16 protein-coding genes are annotated in these 22,927 nt (G+C 45.5%); 11 read left to right on the forward strand and 5 right to left on the reverse strand.

The genetic code is table 11. The features are described 5' to 3' along the window. From QUB13_RS13015 to QUB13_RS13050, 8 genes are all read left to right on the forward strand, one after another. On the forward strand, window positions 1-1,768 hold a 1,768-nt coding region (locus QUB13_RS13015), incomplete at its 5' end, for a protein-arginine deiminase family protein (RefSeq protein WP_333381272.1). A gap of 238 nt (window positions 1,769-2,006) precedes the next feature. After that, on the forward strand, window positions 2,007-2,333 hold the full coding sequence (locus QUB13_RS13020) for a DUF433 domain-containing protein (RefSeq protein ID WP_333089123.1): 327 nt from the start codon (window positions 2,007-2,009) through the stop codon (window positions 2,331-2,333). 4 nt (window positions 2,334-2,337) lie between these two features. Next, window positions 2,338-2,646 carry a DUF5615 family PIN-like protein gene (locus tag QUB13_RS13025; RefSeq protein WP_333381275.1) on the forward strand — a complete coding sequence of 103 codons (309 nt, stop codon included), beginning with the start codon at window positions 2,338-2,340 and terminating at the stop codon, window positions 2,644-2,646. A 143-nt stretch (window positions 2,647-2,789) separates the two neighbouring features. Then, the gene (locus tag QUB13_RS13030; RefSeq protein ID WP_333381278.1) at window positions 2,790-3,788 is read left to right on the forward strand and encodes a hypothetical protein; all 999 of its coding nucleotides are present in this window, start codon (window positions 2,790-2,792) and stop codon (window positions 3,786-3,788) included. An 81-nt stretch (window positions 3,789-3,869) separates the two neighbouring features. Beyond that, window positions 3,870-6,845 (forward strand): L-glutamate gamma-semialdehyde dehydrogenase, encoded by a 2,976-nt coding sequence (pruA, locus tag QUB13_RS13035; RefSeq protein ID WP_333381280.1) that lies wholly within the window; start codon window positions 3,870-3,872, stop codon window positions 6,843-6,845. Window positions 6,846-7,301: 456 nt separating this feature from the next. Then, the gene (locus tag QUB13_RS13040) at window positions 7,302-8,921 is read left to right on the forward strand and encodes a glycosyltransferase family 39 protein (RefSeq protein ID WP_333381282.1); all 1,620 of its coding nucleotides are present in this window, start codon (window positions 7,302-7,304) and stop codon (window positions 8,919-8,921) included. 41 nt (window positions 8,922-8,962) lie between these two features. Continuing rightward, the gene (locus tag QUB13_RS13045) at window positions 8,963-10,576 is read left to right on the forward strand and encodes a glycosyltransferase family 39 protein (RefSeq protein WP_333381284.1); all 1,614 of its coding nucleotides are present in this window, start codon (window positions 8,963-8,965) and stop codon (window positions 10,574-10,576) included. Between the two features lie 150 nt (window positions 10,577-10,726). Continuing rightward, the gene (locus QUB13_RS13050) at window positions 10,727-11,206 is read left to right on the forward strand and encodes a hypothetical protein (RefSeq protein ID WP_333089109.1); all 480 of its coding nucleotides are present in this window, start codon (window positions 10,727-10,729) and stop codon (window positions 11,204-11,206) included. Between the two features lie 152 nt (window positions 11,207-11,358). On the opposite strand, the gene QUB13_RS13055 is transcribed toward QUB13_RS13050, so the two are convergent. Further along, entirely contained in the window at window positions 11,359-13,404 is a 2,046-nt protein-coding gene (locus QUB13_RS13055; protein WP_333381286.1) for a S8 family serine peptidase, read from the reverse strand. A 103-nt stretch (window positions 13,405-13,507) separates the two neighbouring features. On the opposite strand from QUB13_RS13055, the gene QUB13_RS13060 reads away from it, so the two are divergent. Then, window positions 13,508-14,593: a lysylphosphatidylglycerol synthase transmembrane domain-containing protein gene (locus tag QUB13_RS13060; protein ID WP_333381289.1), complete on the forward strand. Its 1,086-nt coding sequence runs from the start codon at window positions 13,508-13,510 to the stop codon at window positions 14,591-14,593. Window positions 14,594-14,878: 285 nt separating this feature from the next. Then, complete coding sequence (locus QUB13_RS13065; protein ID WP_333381291.1) at window positions 14,879-15,595, forward strand: Uma2 family endonuclease; 717 nt, start codon at window positions 14,879-14,881, stop codon at window positions 15,593-15,595. A gap of 39 nt (window positions 15,596-15,634) precedes the next feature. On the opposite strand, the gene QUB13_RS13070 is transcribed toward QUB13_RS13065, so the two are convergent. Further along, window positions 15,635-16,369, reverse strand: coding sequence for a Uma2 family endonuclease (locus tag QUB13_RS13070; RefSeq protein ID WP_333381295.1), 735 nt, complete (start codon window positions 16,367-16,369; stop codon window positions 15,635-15,637). Window positions 16,370-16,530: 161 nt separating this feature from the next. On the opposite strand from QUB13_RS13070, the gene QUB13_RS13075 reads away from it, so the two are divergent. Beyond that, window positions 16,531-17,991 (forward strand): 16S rRNA (cytosine(967)-C(5))-methyltransferase, encoded by a 1,461-nt coding sequence (locus tag QUB13_RS13075; RefSeq protein WP_333381298.1) that lies wholly within the window; start codon window positions 16,531-16,533, stop codon window positions 17,989-17,991. Window positions 17,992-18,402: 411 nt separating this feature from the next. Here QUB13_RS13075 and priA read toward each other — a convergent pair whose 3' ends face one another. From priA to QUB13_RS13090, 3 genes are all read right to left on the reverse strand, one after another. Further along, window positions 18,403-20,988, reverse strand: coding sequence for a primosomal protein N' (priA, locus tag QUB13_RS13080; RefSeq protein WP_333381301.1), 2,586 nt, complete (start codon window positions 20,986-20,988; stop codon window positions 18,403-18,405). A 359-nt stretch (window positions 20,989-21,347) separates the two neighbouring features. Then, window positions 21,348-22,421: a sensor histidine kinase gene (locus tag QUB13_RS13085; RefSeq protein WP_333381304.1), complete on the reverse strand. Its 1,074-nt coding sequence runs from the start codon at window positions 22,419-22,421 to the stop codon at window positions 21,348-21,350. Window positions 22,422-22,573: 152 nt separating this feature from the next. Continuing rightward, a complete protein-coding gene (locus QUB13_RS13090) occupies window positions 22,574-22,816 on the reverse strand; it encodes a hypothetical protein (RefSeq protein ID WP_333381307.1) in 243 nt (80 codons plus the stop codon). Window positions 22,817-22,927 lie beyond the last annotated feature (111 nt).

Genomic DNA, 22,927 nt, shown 5'->3' on the forward strand with positions numbered 1-22,927 from the left:
AGCCCGCCAAGAATTAGAAAAGCAGGAATTAGCCCGCCAAGAATTAGAAAAGCAGGAATTAGCCCGCCAAGAATTAGAAAAGCAGGAATTAGCCCGCCAAGAATTAGCCCGCCAAGAATTAGAAAATAATCAGCAAGCAACTCCTCAACCAAGTCCTGAATCAACCGCAACTGCAACTCCCGCCCCTGTAGACCTCGCAGCCTTGCCGACCAACTTCTTCTTTGCGGGAGATACTAACAGAGACGGCCAAATCGATGGGCTAGACGAAGCCGGAAAAGAACAGTGGTCATTGTCTAGCGGCGCGCTAATTGTGTTTAACGATCCCAAGAACGATCGCACAAAAATAGCCGCTTGGAAACAAACCAAAGTTAGCGTCCCCCGCCGCGCAGCCATGCTTTCTCAAGTTAACTTAACTTTGTCTGAAAACTTCAAAACCTCTCAATTATTTATCACTGCTGATAGCATCGCCAGCCCTCATATCAACGTTTTTCAGAAAATAGGCGATGGATGGCAAGCTGTAGATATATCCGGTACAAAACCCCTAGTTTTCAGCACGAACATTGTTTTAGGTGTCGAAGCAAAACAATTTGCCGATCGCAATTGGAACGGCAAAGTCAATCTCAAAGCAACTGCCGAAAACAACGGTCAACAAATCGCCGCCACCACAATCCAAATGGGTGTCAGTCCTTGGATAATACCAGCCAATACCGCACCAGTAACAGAAGTTCAAGTCAGCGACAGAGGGGCCGCCAACAGTGAATTTATCTCGCAACTGAAACAAGCAGTAGAACCCACTGGCGCTCAATTAAAAATCATCCAGGGCGAGAATGCTTGGATGCAAAATATTCAGAAAAACGGTTACATTCAACTTCCCGAAAAATCTGATATACGCCAATTAAATGTGGCTCTCAAAAGCACTGACGAACCCAATAAAAACCCGCCGGATAAATCAACTCAAGAGCGTAACTTGAGAGTGATTAAAATTGGTAATTCTCGCGCTGAAAATCCTGTAAATCAGTGGTCAAATGGCTACGGAAATTTGCAGGTGACACCGCCGATTCCCGGATATCCAATGGGTAGAGCTTATTACGGAAATTCGGGAAATGCTAGTTTTAATCCAGAGGTACTTGATTTTATTCAAGCTCAAAGAATTCAAGGGCCTGCGGTGGATATTGATACTTCTTGGCTTTTGACTCGCCAAGTCGATGAAATTATCAATTTTATTCCCAGTCAAACTCCCGGAAAATATGTAATGGCGATCGCCAGTCCAGAAGCAGGAGTTAGACTGTTAGAAGAATTGTCAAAAACAGGTTACGGCGAGGTTACTATCAATCGCGGTTTGAGCAATGAAACTACAGTCAGCGCCGCCTTGAAAAATCAAGCTTTAATGCAACACAATCTCAATTTGCAAAAGCAGAAAATTAACCCGATATTAGACAAGTTGAAAAGAGAGTTTTCACTGACAGACGACCAAATCGTTCAAGTTCCAGCGATGTTTGGCTACAGCGGTTATGCTTGGTGGCCGAATATGGTCAATTCGGTACCAGTCAACGGCAATTTGTTAGTTTCTAATCCGCGCGGCCCGATGATTGACGGCAGAGATTACACTCAAGAAAGATTGCGCCAACTGCTGCTTCCTGCTGGTGTTAGTGTGAGTTTTCTAAACGATCGCTATTATCAAGAATTGAAAGGAAACGTGCAGTCGGCAACGAATACTGTGAGGAAGCCTGAACTGCAGCCTTTTTGGCAGTCTTTGCCTAATAATTAGTAATCGGGAATTGGGAGTCGGAAATTGGTAATTTGTAGGGGCGGATTTCACCAACAATACTCGCCTGTAACGAATAATCTCATAAACCCGCCCCCACCCCACCGCAAATCCCGACTCGCATTCCTCTGCTAATATTTAGCAAAACTGTGCTAGGAGTTTAAGAGATGGCTACCCTGCAAAAAGCTCGATCGCTATAATATAGATACGAAATTCCCAGCAGCCAAACCCGCCATAGACTATGACACTAAAAGAATTAGAACCGCAACTGCTTTCCCTGACTCCGCCTGAGAAAGCTCTAGCAATACAGATATTAGCTCAAAGTTTAGCCAACACCTGGCAGGGAATTGAAAAAACTCCCGGTACTGTCGGCGGTAATGCCAGGATTGCAGGCACTAGAATTTCTGTTTGGGGACTGGTAGAGTCTCGCCGATTAGGTGCAACTGATGCTCAACTTTTAGAAGATTATCCGCATCTTAGCGCTAGCGACTTGAAAAATGCCTGGGCTTATGCTGAAGCATTTCCTGACGAGATTGAAGCAGCAATTAATTTGAACGATATAGATTAACAGAATGGCACCTTTGTATGCAGATGAACAATCGAGGAATGCAAATCTGGGCATTCCTGATGAAGATGTCCTGGCTTTTGCTGTTACAAAGGAACGCGCAGTTTTAACACTCAATAGAATCGATTTTATCCGACTGCACGCTTCACAACCCAACCATTCTGGTATCATTGTCTGTAAAGACGACCAACAAGACAGACAGAGGATGGCTGCACGAATTTCAGAGGCTATTGCTAATGTGGAAACACAAGCGAGGAATGCTGGTTCGAGTCAATCGTCCATCTCGATAAATATCATAGGTTTTAAAAGTTCGTAAATTTCCGATCGCCCCAGCCGACAGATTCCTCGATCGCGTTTTCGGGCAGTTTGTCAATAGCCTTGCGGTATTATTTCACTGCAGCCGATCGCACAGATCGCGTAAAATGCTAAAAAGCAATCTTTATACGAGAATTTTATCCCATGAGTGAAGAACTTGAAAAAAATCAAATATTGACTCAGCAGCCAGAAACAATTGGCAGTTTCGATGCAGATTCCGCACCAGCAGAAACTCCAATGAAAAATGCCGCTATCGAAGATGATTTAACTGTCACTTCTGAAGCAGCAGAAATTTCCAGTGAAACACCCCAAACCGAAAATAGTTTAACTACCAATACCGCCACACAAAGTCCGACTAAAACGGCCGTCAAACAAGATATTCTAATTACCAATCTTGAAACAGAAACAGAAGCAATTCCATTTGCCGCCGATATCGCTGCGGAAACAACTCAACCTGCAACTTATCCGCCTCCAATAATTCACACAGCAAATCCTGAACCAAAACCAACTAAAATTTGGCAAATTTTGGCTATTTTCTTCAGCGGAATGTTAGTCGGTTCTGTGCTCAGTCTCGGTAGTTTCCTAGCGTGGAAAATGTATCAGGAAAGAGCGAACATTCAAATCAGACTGCCCGCTGACGTACCCCTGCGGGAAAGCCCTCCGCCTGTCCCAGCAGCGCGCCTCAACCGCCGGCCCGGACTTCCCCCAGCACCCCAGCAGACACTGCCCCTCACCATCCCGCCGTCGGCCGGTCAGACTCCAATTCCCTCGCTCTCAGGCGTTCCGCCACTTGCTTCGCCGTTGCCGAACTCTTCTCCATCTCCTTCTGGCGCTGCGGTGGAAACTCCTGTAACTGAGCGAGTTAACTTTCCAGGAGGTGCTACGGGAACTACTCTCAACAATAGTTTGCGAGCCAATATATCCAAGCGCTACTTGGTAGAATGCAATAGCGGCCAAAGCATGACAATCAAGGTTCAAGAAGGTCAAGTTAACGCGGCAATCAGTGCTCCTAACGGTGAAAAAATCGGCACTGCAGATAGCGCGAGTCAGTGGCAAGGTCAGCTACCAAGCAGCGGCGATTATACTATTGAAATTTCGGGCGATCGCCAAGCAAACTACGTTGTTAAAATAGAAGTAAAATAGTAAGTATAATTTGCTCGGGCGGTAGTTGCCAAATATATCAACCCGCCCCGCCAATTACCAATTACTAATTACTAATTACCAATGGTCGCACAAGTATCTCCAAGCATCTACGAAGCCAAGACTCAGGAAATAGCTAAAGAAATCCTGAAGGCTACTCAAGACAAAAAGCGATCGTTTTTCGGCCAACTGCAAGACCAAATGCGCTGGGACGACAAACTGATGGATTGGGCAATGGCCAGCCCCGGACTGCGCGTCCAATTGTTTCGATTTATTGACTGTTTGCCCGCCCTCCGCAGCAAGCCGGAAATTGCCCGCCACTTGCAAGAATACCTGACTGTGGAAGAGGTAGAATTGCCCGAAGCTTTGAAAAAATTGCTCAGCTTTGCTAACGCTGATTCTGTCCCCGGTCAATTGGCGGCGACGACGGTTGCGCCTGCGGTGGAAACCTTGGCACACAAGTATATTTCTGGGGAAAATATCAAGCAGGTAATTAAAACCTTAGAACGACTTCGCAAAGATAAAATGGGTTTTACAGTTGACCTTTTGGGGGAAGCTGTGATTACTGAAGCTGAGGCGGAAAGTTATCTCAACCGCTATTTGGAATTGATGGCGGAACTAGCGAAGGCAGCGAATAATTGGTCGCAGGTAGATGCTATTGACAAAGCTGATGGCGAAACTTTGCCGCGAGTGCAAGTATCGGTCAAGTTAACGGCTTTTTATTCTCAGTTTGACCCGCTGGATGCTAAAGGCAGCGAGGAGAAAGTCAGCGATAAAATTCGCCTGTTATTGCGCCGCGCCCAGGAGTTGGGAACTGCGGTTCACTTCGACATGGAACAGTATGCTTATAAGAGTTTAACTCTCAGCATTCTCAAAGACTTATTGTTAGAAGAAGAGTTTCGCAGCCGCACGGATATTGGTATCACATTGCAGGCATATTTGCGCGACAGCAAACAAGATTTGCAAGATATTATTGCGTGGGCAAAACAACGCGGCAATCCCATAACTGTACGGCTGGTAAAAGGCGCTTATTGGGATCAGGAAACTATCAAGGCGATGCAGAAAGATTGGCCGCAGCCTGTATACAATGACAAGGTTGCTACGGATGCGAATTTTGAAGCAATGACGCAGTTGCTGCTAGAAAATCATGATTTTTTGTATGCAGCAATTGGCAGTCACAACGTGCGATCGCAAGCTAGGGCGATCGCCATTGCCGAAACTCTCAACATACCGCGCCGCCGCTTTGAAATGCAGGTATTGTACGGTATGGGCGACAAATTGGCGAAGCTTTTGGTCGATCGGGGTTATCGCGTCCGAGTATACTGTCCCTACGGCGACTTGCTGCCGGGAATGGCTTATTTAATCCGCCGATTGCTGGAAAATACCGCCAACAGTTCGTTTATCCGGCAAAGTTCCGAAGAAATGCCGATCGAACAATTATTAGCCGCACCAGTAGCCCACGGCAACGACCAGCTAGTTTACAGCAAAGTATTCCCCAACGTCGCCGATACCGACTACGCCAATACCAAATTGCGGCAACAAGCAGAAACAGCGATCAAATCAGTGCGCGCCAACTTAGGAAAAACCTATTTACCCCTAATCAATGGCGAGTACCAAAATACTGAAGCAACAGTCAATTCCCTCAACCCTTCCAATCCCGCAGAAATAGTCGGCAAAATCGGATTGCTTTCCGAAGAACAGGCAAAACAAGCCCTGGAAGCAGCAAAAGCAGCCTCTACGAGTTGGCGGAAAACCCCCGTCCGCCAGCGCGCCGGAGTCCTCCGCAAAGCAGCAGAATTGATGGAACAGCGGCGGCACGAACTCTCAGCTTGGATGGTATTTGAAGTCGGTAAACCAGTCAGAGAATGCGATGCCGAAGTTTCCGAAGCTATCGATTTTTGTCGCTACTACGCCGACGAAATGGAAAGGTTGGAACAAGGGCAAAATTACGACATTCCCGGAGAAAATAACCGCTATACTTATCAGCCGCGCGGCATTTCTTTGATTATTTCCCCTTGGAATTTCCCCCTCGCAATTCCCGTAGGCATGACAGTTGCATCGCTAGTAGCAGGTAATTGTACGCTGCTAAAACCAGCGGAATTTTCCTCAGTAATTGCGGCTAAAATAGCGGAGATTTTGCTAGAAGCGGGGATTCCTAAAGGCGTATTTCAATACGTGCCTTGCAAAGGTTCAACCGTGGGCGCGTATATGGTGAAACACCCCGACGTTCACATGATTACCTTCACCGGTTCTCAGGAAGTTGGCTGTCAGATTTATGCCGACGCTGCGATTTTGCAGCCGGGCCAAAAACACCTGAAGCGAGTAATTGCGGAAATGGGCGGCAAGAATGCAATTATTGTCGATGAAAGTGCGGATTTAGACCAAGCCGTGGCGGGGGTGGTTTATTCGGCATTTGGATATAGCGGTCAAAAATGTTCTGCTTGTTCGCGCGTAATTGCGATCGAATCGGTGTACGATACTTTTGTGGAAAGATTGATAGAAGCCGCGCGATCGCTCAATGTCGGTGCAGCCGAAAATCCCGGCACTCAAGTCGGGCCAGTCATCGATGCCACCGCCCAGTCGCGCATCCGCGAATACATCGAAAAAGGTCGCGCCGAAGCTAAGATAGCCTTAGAAATGGCGGCACCCGAAACCGGTTATTTTGTCGGCCCAGTGATTGTTACGGAAGTATCGCCGACTGCAACTCTCGCCCAAGAAGAAATTTTTGGCCCGGTGTTGTCGGTGATTCGGGCAAAAAATTTCAGCGAAGCGATTGCTATTGCTAACGGTACGAATTTCGCTTTAACCGGCGGATTGTATTCTCGCACGCCTTCGCATATCGATCGCGCCCAAGCCGATTTTGAAGTCGGAAACCTGTACATAAATCGCGGAATCACCGGCGCAGTGGTATCGCGGCAACCCTTCGGAGGATTCAAACTTTCGGGAGTTGGTTCCAAAGCCGGCGGCCCGGATTACTTGCTGCAATTCCTCGAACCGCGCACAATAACCGAAAATATTCAGCGACAAGGTTTTGCCCCGATTGAAGGAGTAGACGATTAATCATTCTTTGATTCGATGGTTCGGATTTGTGTCCTCTGAATAGAAGTTCGTAACAACCATAAATCGTAAAAACTAGAATTTGTAGGGGTGGGTTCGCCAAAATTTTTGACACCTAACGAGGTATCTTAAAAACCCCCCCCACCAACCTAAAAATTCAGAATTTATTGAATTTAACCTGTGGCGGAATGTTTCGAGAGGTTATATCAAATCCTCTCTTCATCGGAATAGTAAATTCACTGTTGACTGTTAACAGTTGACTGTTGACTGTTGACTGTTAACTGTTGTTATTTGTTATTTGTTATTTGTTACTTGTTACTTGTTGGTTGCAATGCCCTATGCCCTATGCCCTATGCCCTATGCCCTATGCCCACTCCTAGCACCTCATCTTTCTGAGAAAGGGTATATATTGTTAAATAAATCCATCGTCGCTATTAAAATTTAATTAATTATTGATTTATGGAAATTCCTCAAAACAGCGATAGCGCGAAACTTTCCCCTGCGATTCCCCCACAATGGCTGCGATATTTAATCGTTGTTTTATTACTTTTAGGCATATTTTTTCGCTTCGGCAATCTCGGAGGAAAAGTATACTGGATAGATGAAGCTTATACCTCCTTGCGGATGTCCGGTTATACAGAATCAGAGTTTATTGAGCAAGTAGTTGACGGAAAAATTCGAGAAATTCAATACTTACAAAAATACCAGCGGATTAATTCAGAAAAAAGCGTAGTCGATACTGTCAAAGGTCTAGCATTAGAAGAACCTCAACTCGCTCCCCTGTATTTTATCACAACCAGATTTTGGGTGCAACTGTTCGGCGATTCAATAGCTGTAACTAGAAGTATGTCGGCAGTTTTTAGCCTGCTGGCCTTGCCTTGTATGTATTGGTTGTGCTTAGAATTATTTGAATCCTCCCTAACAGCTTGGTTGGGAGTTTCTTTACTAGCTGTATCGCCTTTTCAAATAGTTTACGCTCAAGAAGCTCGACCTTACAGTTTATTTGTCTTAGTAATTTTGCTGTCGGGCGCTGCTTTGCTGCGGGCAATGCGTATAAAAACTAACAGCAGTTGGGCAATTTATGCCCTAACAGTAGCACTGGGATTTTATTCTCACCTATTATTTGCACTGGTAGCACTAGGACATGGAATTTATGTAGCTATCTCGGAAAAGCTGCGGTTTAAAAAAAATATAATTGGCTATTTACTAGCATCAATAACCGGAATTATTGCTTTTTCTCCTTGGATTTTAGTTTTTATAATAAACTCCCAAAATGTAAATCAAAAAACATCTTGGCAGTCTTTAAAGATTCCCCTTCCAGACTTAGCTGTCAATTGGGTGTATAACATTGCTAAGCAATTTTTTGATCTAGGAATAGACTCCAATGTACCGCGATTATATTCGAGATTGCTCCTACTTTTGATTTTAATAATTGTTCCATATTCTTTTTATTTACTCCTAAAGTATACAGAACAGCGTGTTTGGTTGTTTGTTATGACATTAACCTGCGTGACAGTCGTGATTTTTTTACCCGCAGATATAATTTTTGGCGGAATTCGATCGCTCAACACGCGCTACATGATTCCCTGTTATCTAGGAATGCAAATAGCTGTTGCCTATCTTTTTGCTTCCAAAATCACATCTCCTCAAGTTACAGTGCAGTTGCAAAAGCTGTGGAGGCTGGCTTTTGCTGCTGTGCTATCTGTTGGGATTATCTCTTGCTGCATCTATTTGCCGGCAGACACTTGGTGGAATAAAGACCGTTCTTATATTAACATCCCGATCGCCCGCACGGTTAACTCAGCTTCTGGGCCTTTACTGGTTGCAGATTTGTGGGTGTATAGTGTAGATAAAATCGCTAATTTACTCAGTCTGAGTTCCCTGCTGGTTCCCCAAACTAAATTTATCGTATTCCCGCCTCAAACAGTGGAAATTCCCCCAAATTTTAAGGAGATATTTTTATACGGAATTTCCCCTGAAGTAAAAGCAGAAATTGAAAAAAAGACTCCCTATGAAATTGAAAAAATTTATTCTCTAAAAGGTGGAGATACCATTTTGAGTAAGTTGCGAACCAAGTAAAAAATATTTAAAAAATGCGTTTTAATTTACCTAGAAATTGGTTGAGCTTTCTGATAATCACCGTATTAGCAATCGGCATTTTATTTCGATTTGTCAATCTCGATGGCAAATTTTACTGGATAGACGAAACCTATACTTCTTTAAGAGTTTCCGGCTACACCGAAGCGGAAATGCTCAAACAAATTTCCTACAATAAAATAACCTCGCCCTCGGATTTACAAAAATACCAGCAGGTAAATTCCGAAAAAACCTTAAGCGATAGCCTGAATTCCTTAGCAACCGAAGACCCGCAACACCCGCCGCTGTATTACGTACTAGCGCGATTTTGGGCGCAATGGTTCGGCACTTCAGTTACAGCAATGAGAAGTTTGGCCGCCGTGATTAGCTTGCTAGTATTTCCCGCCATTTATTGGCTGGCTTGGGAGTTATTTGAATCCTCAGCAGTAGCATGGATGGCGATCGCAATTTTTGCGATTTCTCCCTACCACATCTTATTTGCCCAAGAAGCCAGACAGTACAGTTTGTGGACATTAACTACTATTTTATCCAGTGCGGCATTGCTGCGAGCAATGCGCCCCGAAGCAAATCAAAATCCAATTTGGCTGGTTTCTCACTGGGCGCTTTACGCAGTCACAGCAGCAATGGGATTTTACACCCACTTGTTATTTGTCTGCGTCGCCGCCGCCCATGCAATCTACGTCGCCTTGATTGCCAACTGGCGCGATATTAAAACATTTATTGCCTATTATGTAGCAGCTTTAATTGCTTTAATCGGCTTCATGCCTACCCTCGTAAATACTGTAGAAAATTTAAATCAAATTAGAAGCACAACAGTATGGGCAGAACAGACAAATCTCTTAAGATTAGTTAGCAGGTGGGTGGGTTCCCTCAGCATAGCATTTTTTGATATTGGCATTGATGGAAGTGCCAGCGCCACACAACTAGCCTTGATAATTCCCGCTGGTATCGCGATTCTAGCTTTAGTCGGCTATGCGATTTATTTTCTGTGCCGGCAAACACCAAAGCGGGTGTGGTTGATGGTATTGTTATTAATTGCCACAACCGCAATATTTTTAGCATTACCCGATGTACTTAAAGGCGGCAGGCGATCGGCAAATCCGCGATATTTAGTTCCTTGTTATGTGGGAATTCAGCTAGCAGTTGCTTACCTGCTGTCTACAAAAATTAGCCACAAATTTGATAATTTAAAACAGCAAAGATTGTGGAAAATAGTTATAGTTTCACTGTTTTGTGCAGGCATCATATCCGGTGGAGTTAGTTCTGGGGCCGATAGTTGGTGGAACAAAGGCAGCGGCTGGCTGCGCGCCGAATTGGAAGTAGCGGCGATTGTCAATTCTGCCAGCAATCCCTTAATAATCAGCGATGCGAATATCGCATACATGATGGCTTTGAGTTATCGCTTGCAACCACAAGTCAAACTGCTAATAGAACCGCGCTGTTATACTTCTTGCTACAAAAATCAAGAATTGGCACGAAAAAAACCTGAACCCCCGACAATTCCCGGCGGTTTCAGCGACTTGTTTTTATACAGACCGTCCTCAAATTTGCGATCGGCAATTGACCAACAAAACTATCAAATAAATCCGGCGGTTAGTAATGTCGATCTCAATCTCTGGAAAATTACTAAGAAATAATCTAAAAGTAGGGACACGGCAGTGCCGTGTCCCTACAGGTACAAATGAAAATCATTTAGGATTGCTATATGTCGCAAGTAGAGTAGAATCTGGCTACTTTTCGCGGTAAGCTAGAAATTAAGCATCTAAAAATAACATAAAAAATCTACAATGACAGTAACTGAAACCTCCAATATTCGCAAACTGCTGTGCGATCCAGAGTTAGGACTGATCCCTCATCTAGAAAAGTGCCTGAAAGACTTGCACTCGTCTGCGATCGCCAGCGGAGAGAAATTTAAGGTAGAACCTTACGATATCGAACTGCAAAGCTGCGACACACAGAAGCATCCCAACGACCAAAGACCGATCGTCACTCAGTCAGTGTTAATCAAAATTCCCTTGACAGGGAAAGCTGAAGACAAGATGCACTTATTTCTGATTGCAAGTGACTTGCAGAACCAAATCGACATCAAAATTATCGACTGGAGTGCCTTAGAACGCCGCCAATACGACATTCACGGCATCCCCTTAAAGCAGCCGATTACCAAAATTGAGGGCGAGATGAAATACGATTTAGTATTCGATCGACCAAATCACTGCTGCATCACTCTGTGCCGCAAATTTGACTTGATTTACGCCGCCAATTATTAAGGATCGGAGTTGATGGTTGACGCTGCAACTATACAAAATTAGGATTAAAGTCATCAATACAAACCTACGATCAAGTTTGTAGTGAGGACTTTATTCCTTCTTAAGATTGTGATGAGCAAGGACTACAATCCTGACTACAAACCGGATTGAATTTAAACCGATCGATTGGCAGTTTCCGCCAGAATCTGCTTAATTTGAGCAGGAGTCAGACTCGGATTTGCCTGCAACATCAAAGCTATCACCCCAGCTACGTGCGGCACTCCCATTGAAGTACCCGCAAAATATCGATAGGGAATCCCCGGTTCAGAAAGCGGTACAGTTGAATAAACGTCACCAGAATCTGCCCTGCCGCCATCACCACCCGGAGCAACAAAGTAATTAATTAGATCCGATCCCGCCCGGTTAGAAAAATCGGCAAATAAGCCGTTGCGGCTAACCGCACCGACAGCAATTCCTACGTCATTTGCAAACCGAGCCGGATAATCTACCTGCGGGCGAGCATCATTTCCCGCTGCTGAAACTACGAGTACGCCGCGAGCTTCGGCGGCTTGAATTGCAGTCAATTCTCGATCGTTCAACTGTTGGCCACCCAAACTCACATTAATCACTTTCGCTCCATTTGCTACCGCATAATAAATCGCCTCAATTTCATCATTAATTTTCCCCACTCCGGCGCTATCGAGTATTTTTAAAGGCATAATTTTCGCAGTCGGAGCCGTTCCAGTAATTCCCACTCCATCTTTTTTCGCAGCAACTAAACCCGAGATATGAGTGCCGTGACTGTTATCATCCATCGGGTCATTATCGCCGTTGACAAAATCCCATCCCCGGAAATCGTCCACAAAGCCATTGCCATCATCATCAACGCCGTTGCTAGCTTTATTGCGACCACCCGCATCAACGCCGCTTTCCCCCGGATTGCTCCAAACATTCCCGGTCAAATCCGGGTGATTGTAGTCAATTCCGCTGTCGATAACTGCTACTACAATGCCGTCTCCAGTCAAGCCTTGCGCCCAAACTTCTGGAGCTTTGATTAAATCTCGACCCCACTCGTCGCCGCCCAAGTCGGGAACGTCAGGAAAAGTTGGAACACCCGCAGCCTTAGCAACTGCTGCCGCCGCATTCACCAAACCGAAGCCGAAACGACTGTCAAAACCAGGCACGTTGCTTGGATTGTTATCAGAAATAGTTGGAGGGGTTGCAGACAGATTTAGGGTAAAGTTTGTATTGCCTTGGTATTGAGAAACTCGGATAAAGTAAGTTCCTGCTGCCAAATTTTTGAGGTCGATTGACTCCGGCGATAAACCAGGTTCTTGAGAAGCAGCAATAATATCGGTAAAGTCAATAGAATTGTCGCCATTAATATCTTTAATCAGAGCAACGCCAACATCACCCGTAAAATTGTTGACTGTTAATTTAAAGTCGCTAGTTGCGGGCAAAGTAAAGCGGTAAATGTCGTCTGGTTGAGCGCTGCTAACGGAGTCGGTGATGGTTTGAGTGCTGTCCAAAACGCCTAAATCGCGAGCTTGGCTGAGTTGGTTTCCCAATAGGGTACTTGCAGAGATGAATGTATCGGCGAGGTCTTGTGGAGATGCGTTTGCTACCAAGCCTAAAATAGCATTGGATTGGCGAATTTTAATTAATGTATTGGAAATGCCGGGGCCGATCGCGATTTCTTCGAGAATCAAGTCAGCTTCGGTAAGATTGTCAGTCAGTCCGATCGCATCGACAAAACTGTTAAAGTCAGTAATGATGTCAGCGGCTGCGGGATCGGAGACTGCCGTGTCGCTGCGGAGGACAAAGGTATCGGAGCCCAAACCCCCTGTCAGGGTATCTTTGCCCCCATCGCCTACTAAAACGTCGTTATCGCGACCGCCGTAGAGGGCATCATCTCCCCTACCTCCCTGCAGGGTATCGCTGCCAGAATTGCCAAATAAGAAGTCATTGCCGGTACCGCCGTTAAGCAAGTCATTCCCGACACCACCGAAGAGTGTATCGGAATTGCTGCCGCCGAGGAGTCTGTCGTTACCGCTGTTACCGTTGAGGCGATCGGCATCCGAGGAACCGACAATAAAATCGTTACCTCCGAGGGCAAAAAGTCCGTTAGGATAAGGAGTCAAAAAGCCCGGAGTTAATGCGAAACTGTTGGGACTATCATCTAGAAGATAGGAAAGACCGTCAGAACTCGGGCTGGCCATAGAAATTTACTCCTTAAGTACGATCGATCTAAATTTTAGAGATAAAACATGAAATTGTGGTTAAGAAATCTACAATCCCAAATTCACTAATCAGGATCGGAAAATGGGAAAGCAACACTTGCATCGACTTCAGAATTTTTTCAAACTGGCGAAATCGCGTTTAAAGCCTTATGTTCGCTATGTGATTCTGGGCGGGACGTTTTTATTTATTGCGAAAGCTTTTTTCACTCACTGGCGAGAAGTTGCAAACATCCAAATTCGAGCCGAAAGTTTTCCCTTGCTGGCGATCGCCCTCGGCATTACTTTATTGTCTCTAATTTTTGTCGGCTGGGTGTGGATGTTAATTTTGCGGGAATTCAATCAAGTTGTAAGTGTCGGGTGGGCGATTAAAATTTTTCTCAAAACTAATATTGCTAAGTATTTGCCGGGGAATATTTGGCATTTTTGGGGTCGAATTTCGGAGGCAAAAAAGGCTGGTATTTCGCCGAAAGTTTCTATTCTCAGCGTGTTGTTGGAACCGCTGCTGATGGCTTCTGCGGGGGTGCTGATTGGTTTAATTTGTTTTGACAAATTCAACGGTTTTTTGCGGATTTTCGGTTGTGCTGCGATTTTAACGGCGATTCATCCCCGAATTTTAAATCCGATCGTCCTATTTGTGGAGCGGTTGAAGTTATCTAAGAATAACGGGGAAAATTCTGAGATTGGGGAGGAAATTGGGGAGGAGATTGGGGAGATTGAGGAGGTTGGGGGCGATCGAGCAACTTGGCGTTTTGGGTCTAGCTCCAATCTAGCTAAAAACACATCGGGTGTCAAGTCTTCCCGGGAAATTAATTTACCAATTAAACGCTATCCTTTAGTGCCGTTAATCGGACAAATGTGTTTTATCGGATTGCGGGGCTGCGGTTTTTTGCTAACGGTAATGGCTTTAAATCCGGTGAATTTGATTGATATTCCGAACTTGTTCGGTGCTTTTTGTTTTGCGTTTGTTGTGGGTTTAGTTGTACCGGGTGCGCCCGGAGGGATGGGAGTATTTGAAGCAACGGCGATCGCCCTACTGTCCGATCGCTTTTCTGTAGCTATAATTTTGAGTGCGGTGGCGTTGTATCGGATAGTGAGCATTTTGGCGGATGTTTCGGGTGCTGCTTTGGCAAAGATCGATCGGCAGCGCAGACAGGTTAAAAGAAGGTAAATTTAACTATTTCGGCATCAGTTACCCGCTGAAAATATCGGAGAATCTGTAGATTGCAGGTAATAGGAATAGTGCGATAGAGTAGGGAACAGATTAGAACCGTTGCTGTCAACTTCACCCAAAAAACACTAGAGGTTTAAACCCCTAGCAGACTTATGCACTCCGACAAAGAAACCGGGTTTTCACCTAATCTGTGATTTATAATGAAGTATTTTCCGAAAAACCCGGTTTCTCGGCCTTTAGCGTAAAATAGAAATTGATGATACTAGCAAAGGACTCATCCCCATGACGGCAACAATTCCCACAAAAACCTCAGCCGAAATCATCTACCCAGACAGCGACGGCAAACCCATGTCTGACAACACCAAAGAGTTTGAACTAATTGTCACCATTCAAGGCGGAATAGATGCCCTATACAAAGAAGACGAAAATATTTTTGTAGCAGGTGACTTGCTGTGGTATCCAGTCGAAGGAGATAACAAAACTCGCCAAGCACCTGATACGATGGTAGTGTTTGGCAGACCGAAAGGTTACAGAGGTTCCTACCAACAGTGGCTGGAAGATAATATCGCCCCGCAAGTTGTCTTTGAAATCCTATCACCGGGAAACCGAATGGGATCGCTGTTTAAGCTGTTTAATTTCTATCAGAATTATGGAGTAGAAGAATATTATGTCTACAATCCAGAGGATAATGAATTAATGGGTTGGCTGCGAAGTGATGGAAAACTCAACTATATTGAATTAATTGATGGTTGGGTGAGTCCGCGTTTGCAGATCCGTTTTCAAACTGCATCGGGAGATTTAGAAATTTATCGGCCTGATGGAAAAAAGTTTTTGTCTTATGTGGAGTTGTCAAATCAAATGGAATCAGCACAACGACAAATGGAACTGACACAGCAACAAATGGAACAAGAACGACAAGATAAAGAGTTAGTACAGCAAAAAGCCGATCGCCTTTCCGACAAATTGCGAGAAATGGGCATCAATCCCGACCAAATTTGAACAAACAAGACAGCGGTTGAAACCACGTCTATACTGATTTCAATCGCCCTTTCCCGACTCTCCCGACAAAATCCCAACAAACTCCGCGTGTTCCGGCGAATTAATCCCCTCCTGCAAAACCGCCATCACCTGCGCCAAATCTCCCGACAACAAAGCCGGTACAGCCAACCACAAACCCGGAAAAACTCTACTGCAAATAACACCATTATCATCCGGTTGGATAGAAACATAGTTGCCTTTTTCCAACCTAAACCAATGCAAACGTTGTTTGTTAATCTGCCAAACCATATACTCCTGCACCCCATTTCGCCGATAAGCATTTTTCTTATCGTGCAAATCCTTAGATGCTGTACTCGCAGCTATTTCTACAATCAATTCCGGCGCACCTTGCACGTAATCATCATCAGTAATTCGCGAATTTCCTCCATTCTCAATTCGCAGCAAAGCGTCGGGCTGCGGTTCATTTTCTAAATCTAAAAATACAGTAGTTTCAATCCCTAAATCTACCCCTAGTGTTGCCACTTGGTAATACAACAACAATCCAGTAATCGCAGCATGGGGTTTACCGTGGCTTCTGTGACGTACTGGGGATGGCGTATACACAATTCCTTCAATTAATTCCGCTTTCTTGACCTGCGGCATGGCGAGATAGCGATCGTGAAATTCAGGTCGTGAAAGCCGATCGCCATTTTCCAGCGGCAGAATACTCGCATCGTCATCAGCAGGAGTTGGTTGCTCAATATTTCTTGTACTTTTTACAGATATTTGAGTCATCAGAAATCACCTTTTACTACAGGTATATAAAGTCGAAATAGTCAAATAAATAAGCAGTTATTTACATTATACACTTAACATCAACCTCGTTTCATCTTGTGAAAACAACGCTTTCAATCCTCAGACAACCTATAATAACTTGACATATCAACCAACCAGCCATGCAAAATCCGCGCCAAATAGCCTTTCTCGCACTCCGCGAAGTCCACCGCCGAGGTGCGTTTGCAGATGCCGCCCTCGATCGCACTTTAGGCAATTCTCAACTCAACGACCTCGATCGGCGTTTAGTCACAGAATTAGTTTACGGTAGCGTCAGGAGAATGCGGTCGATCGACTTTATCATCGACAAACTAGCAACAAAAAAATCCTCCCAACAACCGCCAGACATCCGCACCATCCTACATTTAGGCTTATATCAACTGCAATATCTCAACCACATCCCCCCCTCCGCCGCCGTCAACACCACCGTTCAACTAGCAAAAGAAAACGGATTTTCAGGGCTCAGCAGTTTTGTCAACGGTTTGCTGCGACAATACATCCGTTTAACCCCCCCAAGCGGGGCCCGCACGCACCATCCATTACCCCTAGAAGAAGGGGCTAAGAGTGCTCCGAATTCCCCTCAGCAACCAGAGACTGAAACCACATCAAATCCCTCCCCTTACCAAGGGGGGGCTAGGGGGGGTTTGAATTTCCTAACATTACCGGAAAATCAAATCGAACGCCTCGGAATTCTGCACAGCTTCCCCGACTGGATTGTCAAATTGTGGATCGAACAAATAGGCGAAACCGAAACCGAACAACTCTGTGAATGGTTCAACAAATCCCCCAAAATTGACCTGAGAATAAATCCCTTAAAAAGCTCGATCGCCCAAATCGAAGCCGCCTTCACAGCCTGCAACATCTCAACTAGCAGAATCCCCAACTTACCCCAAGCATTAAGACTAAATAGCAGCACCGGCGCAATTAAAAACCTCCCCGGATATAGAGAAGGTTGGTGGACAATCCAAGACAGCAGCGCTCAATTAGTCACCCATTTACTCGATCCGCAGCCTGGAGAAATCATCATCGATGCCTGCGCGGCCCCAGGAGGGAAAACCACCCACAGCGCCGAATTAATGCAGGATACAGGCACTATTTACGCCTGCGACAAAACCCCCAGCAGACTCAAAAAACTTAAAGAAAATGCAGACAGACTCCAGATGAAATCTATCAAAATTCATACCGGAGACAGCCGCCAATTCCCAGAATTTATCAACCTAGCAGACAGAGTTTTATTAGACGCACCTTGTTCCGGCCTCGGAACCCTCCACCGCCGCGCCGACGCCCGCTGGCGGCACACACCTGAAAACATTCAACAACAATCCCAACTGCAATCAGAATTATTAGCAAATGCAGCGAAATTTGTCAAGTCCGGCGGCGTATTAGTTTATGCAACTTGCACGATTCATCCCTTAGAAAACGAACAAGTTGTGCGATCGTTCTTAGACAACAATCCTCACTGGCAAATCGAACCGCCAACCATTGATTTACCTGTACAACCATCACCCGAAGGATGGGTGAAAGTTTGGCCGCACAAATATCAAATGGACGGCTTCTTTATGGTTAAACTCAAGCAAAATTAACTTGCAAGACGATTGAAATCCGCAATTGCATCGGCGTTAATCAGTGTTAATCTGCGGTTCACCATTCACAATTTAGATGGTTGCAATAAATCCAATGTACATTTAAATTGTTGGTTGGGTCGGGCGTTTTTTTTCAATTGTTGGTGGGAATGAAGGATTGTTGGTGAAGCCTGCCCGGAAGGATTGTGATATCATGTATTTTTGATGAATGGGCGATCGCACTGGTATTGCAAAGTTAATTGGTTATCTTGGAAAATTGAGATGCTTAGGGGAAACTTGGATGCAGAAGACCGGGCGGTTGAAACCGCATCTATACAGACAAAACCCGCCGACGCGGGTTGAATACCCGGCAGTTTAAATTACGTTGTTTTCTTCAGGTTTCAACCGCCGTCTTATCTTTTCCACCACCAATCAACCAAAATTCAACGGATCGACATCAATAGTTAGACTAACAGAACGCGAAGTGCGTGAAGCGAAGCTATCCCGAAGGGAATCGCGCAACCCGATCAAATCCGACAAATCCACAGACTCATCCACAGGTAACTTCAGCAAAATCTGCCACCGATAGCGATTCGCCACCCGCATAATCGCCGCCGGCGCAGGCCCCAACATCTCGCAGCCAGTCACCGAAAGTCGATCGATATACTGTTGACAAACAGACGCCAACTGTACCGCAGTCACCGCAACTTCCGCCGCATCAACACTACTCAACCGCAACAAAACCAACCGCCCCGAAGGTGGATAATTCAACAGCGCCCTTTCTGCTAATTCCGTCTCCACAAAACCCGCATATTCATGCCGCCTCACCGCTTGAATTACCCGATGTTCGGGAGTGTAAGTTTGGATAATTACCCGCCCCGGATCGTCACCTCTCCCCGCACGTCCCGCCACTTGAGTTAATGTTTGAAAAGCCCGTTCGCTGGCCCGATAATCCGATAAATTCAGCAACCCATCAGCCGAGACAACTCCTACCAGCGTGACTCCTGCTAAATCTAACCCTTTCGTCAGCATTTGCGTACCCAACAAAATATCAGCTTCCCCATTAGCAAATTGAGTTAACAATCTGCGGTGGTCGCCCTTATTTCTAGTAGTATCGCTATCAAACCGAATCGCCCGCAATTCGGGAAACAATCTGGTTAATTCCTGTTCCACTCGCTGGGTGCCGCTGCCGAAGTTTTTGAAGTAAGGAGAACTGCAATCTGGACAGTTTTGAGGGTGTCGTTCCGTGTGGTTGCAGTAGTGACAGCGCAAAATTTCGGCGGTTCCTTCGCCGATGTGGTGATAGGAAAGCGAAACATCGCAATTCGGGCATTCCATCACGTAGCCGCAACTCCGACAAGAGACAAAGGTACTGTGTCCTCGGCGGTGAATAAATAGAATACCTTGCTGTTGTTTTGCTTGCAATTGTTCCAGGGCGTTTTGCAGGGAAGTGCTGAAAATTGAGCGATTTCCTTGCCGCAATTCTTGCCGCATATCGACTACTTCCACGGGTGGCATCGGGCGGGAATAAATGCGATTTGGTAATGATAAATAATGGATGTTTGGTAATGAGTAATAATCTCGGCGCGTCCCCACTAATGTCTCTAAGGCTGGCGTTGCAGAACCTAAAATTAAGGGACAATTTTCTAATTCCGCGCGCCATTTGGCAACAGTGCGGGCGTGGTAACAGGGCGCTGGTTGGTCTTGTTTGAAGCTGCTGTCGTGTTCTTCGTCGAGGATAATTAAGCCGAGGTGAGGCAATGGTGCAAAAATGGCCGATCGCGTGCCGATGACAATTTGCGGGGCTCCAGCGAGCATCTGCCGCCATGTATCGTAACGTTCGCCGTCGGATAGGGCGCTGTGGTACACGCAAATTTGCTCGCCAAAACGGGCGCGGAATCTGTCTGTAAGTTGCGGTGTCAACCCGATTTCGGGAACGAGCACGAGGGCGGATTTGCCGCTGGCTAAGATTGGGGCGATCGCCTGCAAATACACTTCGGTTTTCCCGGAACCTGTAACGCCGTGCAGCAGCACTTGACGGAATCCCGAAAAACTGTTAATAAACGCTAAAGCTTCAGCTTGAAAATGAGTTAAATTTTTCGGTGCATCGGGTAATTGAGCAATTGCGCGATCGGCCCTGAGCACTTCCCTTTGATCGATCACAATACAGCCTTTTTCTGCCAATTTTTTGACAACAGAAGAACTCGTACTGCAAATTCTCAGCAAATCGTTCATCCACATTTCACCGCCGCCCAGCCGCAAAACTTCTAATACTTCTTGTTGTCGCTTGGTTAAATCTACAACAAAGGCGCTAGGAATTAATGTCACTGCCGGTTTGAATTGTGCTTTGGGAGGGTTGGGCGGTTCTATATAACTTTCTACCCAACCCCGTTTCAACAAATCTCGCAATCCCCGATAGCTTCCCTTGACTTGTCCCTGGAGATATTTCCAAGTGTAATCGCCGTTTTTTTGAGCTTGCAGCAATTGCAATATTTGACTGGCGGCGGGATTTAGAAATGTTTCGGCATTGGGAGAAATAGCTTCTTTAATTAAGCGAATGCGGCGCACAGAACGGCTTAATAAACCGGGCGGTAGCGAAGCTCTAATTACTTGAATTAATGGCGTGCAGTAATAAGTAGATACTCGTTCTAGTAGTTGCCAATAACTAGCCGGAAAAAAGCCCGTAGTGACAATATCTTCGACATCTTTCACCCGCGCCGGATCTAAGTCGGTTGGCAGTTGAGAAACGAACCGAATGGCGATCGCCCCTACCTGTTGACTGCCAAAGGGTACGCTCAAAATATCCCCCGGCTGCACGTTCAATTGGGCTGGTAAGCGATAGGTAAATAGTTTGTTTTCCTCCCCCGGCAAGTCCCCCGCGCTCCTGAAAGGAGAGTCCACCAACACCTCGATCCACTCTGCAGGCGCGCTGGGGCGCTGGGGCGCTTGGTTGCTATCGTAGGATGCCCCCGGCTCTGCGGCTGCAGGGGTTGATAAACCAAAAGTGACAGTAGACATAGGGTTGCACATCAAACTAGGAGGAGCCGCAATCAAAGGGCGTTTTGATTATCCCTCAGTTTACCGCAGTCGATCGAGACTTAGGCAGAACCTATATTTTACTCGTTTTACTCGTTACCAGGCTCTTCCTGGTAACGCAGATCCGCAGGCTCTGCCTCCCTAACTATATGTTACTCGTTTTACTCGTTACCAGGCTCTGCCTGGTAACGCAGATCCAGAGGCTCTGCCTCCCTAACTCTATGTCGAGGCAGAGCCTCTAGATATAGGTTCCCAGGCAGAGCCAGGGAACCAGCGAACACTCCCCCTCTCGCCCTCTCCCCCTCTCCCCCCGCTTGCGAAGTCGAAGGCCCCCTCCCGCCTTAACTTCGGGGTTTGGCGACGATCGGAATCTCGATCGCAAACTCAGTCCCTTCTCCCACTGCAGATATGCAATCCAACCTCCCGCCGTGTTTGTCCACCACAACTTGATAACTAATTGACAGCCCCAAACCAGTCCCGTGCCCCACTGGTTTAGTTGTAAAAAACGGATCGAAGATTTTCCCTTTTACAGCTTCATCCATTCCCGTACCATTATCCTTGATGCTAATTTTAGCCCAATCTTCTGCAAGACTAGAAGTAGTAATTTCAATTTGGCTGGGGTTGGCTTCCATCTCTTCTGGCGATCGGTTTTTTTCTTGATCCCGCAGCGCATCAATAGCATTATTAATGATATTCATAAATACCTGATTCAATTGTCCTGGATAACATTCTACTTTCGGTAGATGCCCATAATTTTTAACAATTTTAATAGCTTTACAATCCGGCTTTTCCTTAGTTGAGTTCTGCAAAATCAACAAAGTGCTGTCAATTCCTTCGTGAATATTAACAGGTTTCTTTTCAGCTTCGTCAACCCGCGCAAAATTGCGTAAAGTCAGCACAATTTCGCGGATGCGTTCGGAGCCAACTTTCATTGACGAAAGAGTTTTTAACAAATCTTCCCGCAGAAAGTTCAGGTCAATCTCTTCAATAAAATCCTCAATCTCCGTATCAGTTTCTGGATACCTACTCTGGTACATTTCGAGTAATTTTAAAATGTCGCCAGTGTAGTCATTGACATAGGTAATATTGCCATAGATAAAGTTGACTGGATTGTTGATTTCGTGAGCTATACCAGCCACCAAAATCCCCAAAGCCGACATTTTTTCAGCTTCGATCAATTTGATCTGCATTGCTTGCTGATTTTCCAGAGCTTTTTCTAGTTGAGACATTCTTGCTTTTAATTTATTTTCTGAATCGAGAAATTCTTGAGTTACTGTTTTTAGCAAAAAATCTTTTTCTTGATTCTGGAGTTCTAGTAGGCTGCGTTCGGTTTCCGAAATTTCTAATTTTTGTCGCAGGCTTAAATTTTCATCTTCAACATTTTTAATTGCATTTTCCCAGTCTGTTGGTTCCATTTGCTATTACTTTAAACCTAAAAATAATTTCACAAAAGTTAGATTGTGAATTTGAGTTGCACGCTTAACTTACTTATAATTTAGTCGCAGCTCGCTCCGGCATTTTTGTTGATAAAATTAATAACTCCTTTATTTTGCTCGATCTAAAAATCTTATCTAATATTCATTGAAAATGTCAAGAGATTAACAACAAAGCAAGTTAAAACCGATCGCAGTTTTTCATCCCCGCACTCGCCATCGTTCCCGTTGCGATCGCCCGGGGTCGATCGCACCGCACTCCGCAAGGGTTGCTTGCATTCGAGAGGATCGCGCATTTGTCGGAGGGCCAGGGCGTGAAAAATTGCCAGATGAGTGACAAGATTTGTACAAAAGCCGCCCAGGGCGATCGACCACAAGCAATCTCAACTAACGAGCCAAGTGCCCTATCTCCCAGAACGCAATCACACTATACGATTGCTGAGAAATTTCACTCTTGTGTGTCGATCGCACTTACGCACCCGCACCAT

The sequence above is a fragment of the Microcoleus sp. B4-D4 genome (assembly GCF_036705185.1).
Taxonomy (GTDB): Bacteria; Cyanobacteriota; Cyanobacteriia; order Cyanobacteriales; family Microcoleaceae; genus Microcoleus.

Coding starts and splice junctions, on each gene's coding strand:
- QUB13_RS13060 (WP_333381289.1), top strand. CDS start 13,508: ATGGGAAAGCAACACTTGCATCGACTTCAGAATTTTTTCAAACTGGCG.
- priA (WP_333381301.1), bottom strand. CDS start 20,988: ATGTCTACTGTCACTTTTGGTTTATCAACCCCTGCAGCCGCAGAGCCG.
- QUB13_RS13040 (WP_333381282.1), top strand. CDS start 7,302: ATGGAAATTCCTCAAAACAGCGATAGCGCGAAACTTTCCCCTGCGATT.
- QUB13_RS13030 (WP_333381278.1), top strand. CDS start 2,790: ATGAGTGAAGAACTTGAAAAAAATCAAATATTGACTCAGCAGCCAGAA.
- QUB13_RS13070 (WP_333381295.1), bottom strand. CDS start 16,369: ATGACTCAAATATCTGTAAAAAGTACAAGAAATATTGAGCAACCAACT.
- QUB13_RS13025 (WP_333381275.1), top strand. CDS start 2,338: ATGGCACCTTTGTATGCAGATGAACAATCGAGGAATGCAAATCTGGGC.
- QUB13_RS13020 (WP_333089123.1), top strand. CDS start 2,007: ATGACACTAAAAGAATTAGAACCGCAACTGCTTTCCCTGACTCCGCCT.
- QUB13_RS13065 (WP_333381291.1), top strand. CDS start 14,879: ATGACGGCAACAATTCCCACAAAAACCTCAGCCGAAATCATCTACCCA.
- QUB13_RS13075 (WP_333381298.1), top strand. CDS start 16,531: ATGCAAAATCCGCGCCAAATAGCCTTTCTCGCACTCCGCGAAGTCCAC.
- pruA (WP_333381280.1), top strand. CDS start 3,870: ATGGTCGCACAAGTATCTCCAAGCATCTACGAAGCCAAGACTCAGGAA.
- QUB13_RS13055 (WP_333381286.1), bottom strand. CDS start 13,404: ATGGCCAGCCCGAGTTCTGACGGTCTTTCCTATCTTCTAGATGATAGT.
- QUB13_RS13085 (WP_333381304.1), bottom strand. CDS start 22,421: ATGGAACCAACAGACTGGGAAAATGCAATTAAAAATGTTGAAGATGAA.
- QUB13_RS13050 (WP_333089109.1), top strand. CDS start 10,727: ATGACAGTAACTGAAACCTCCAATATTCGCAAACTGCTGTGCGATCCA.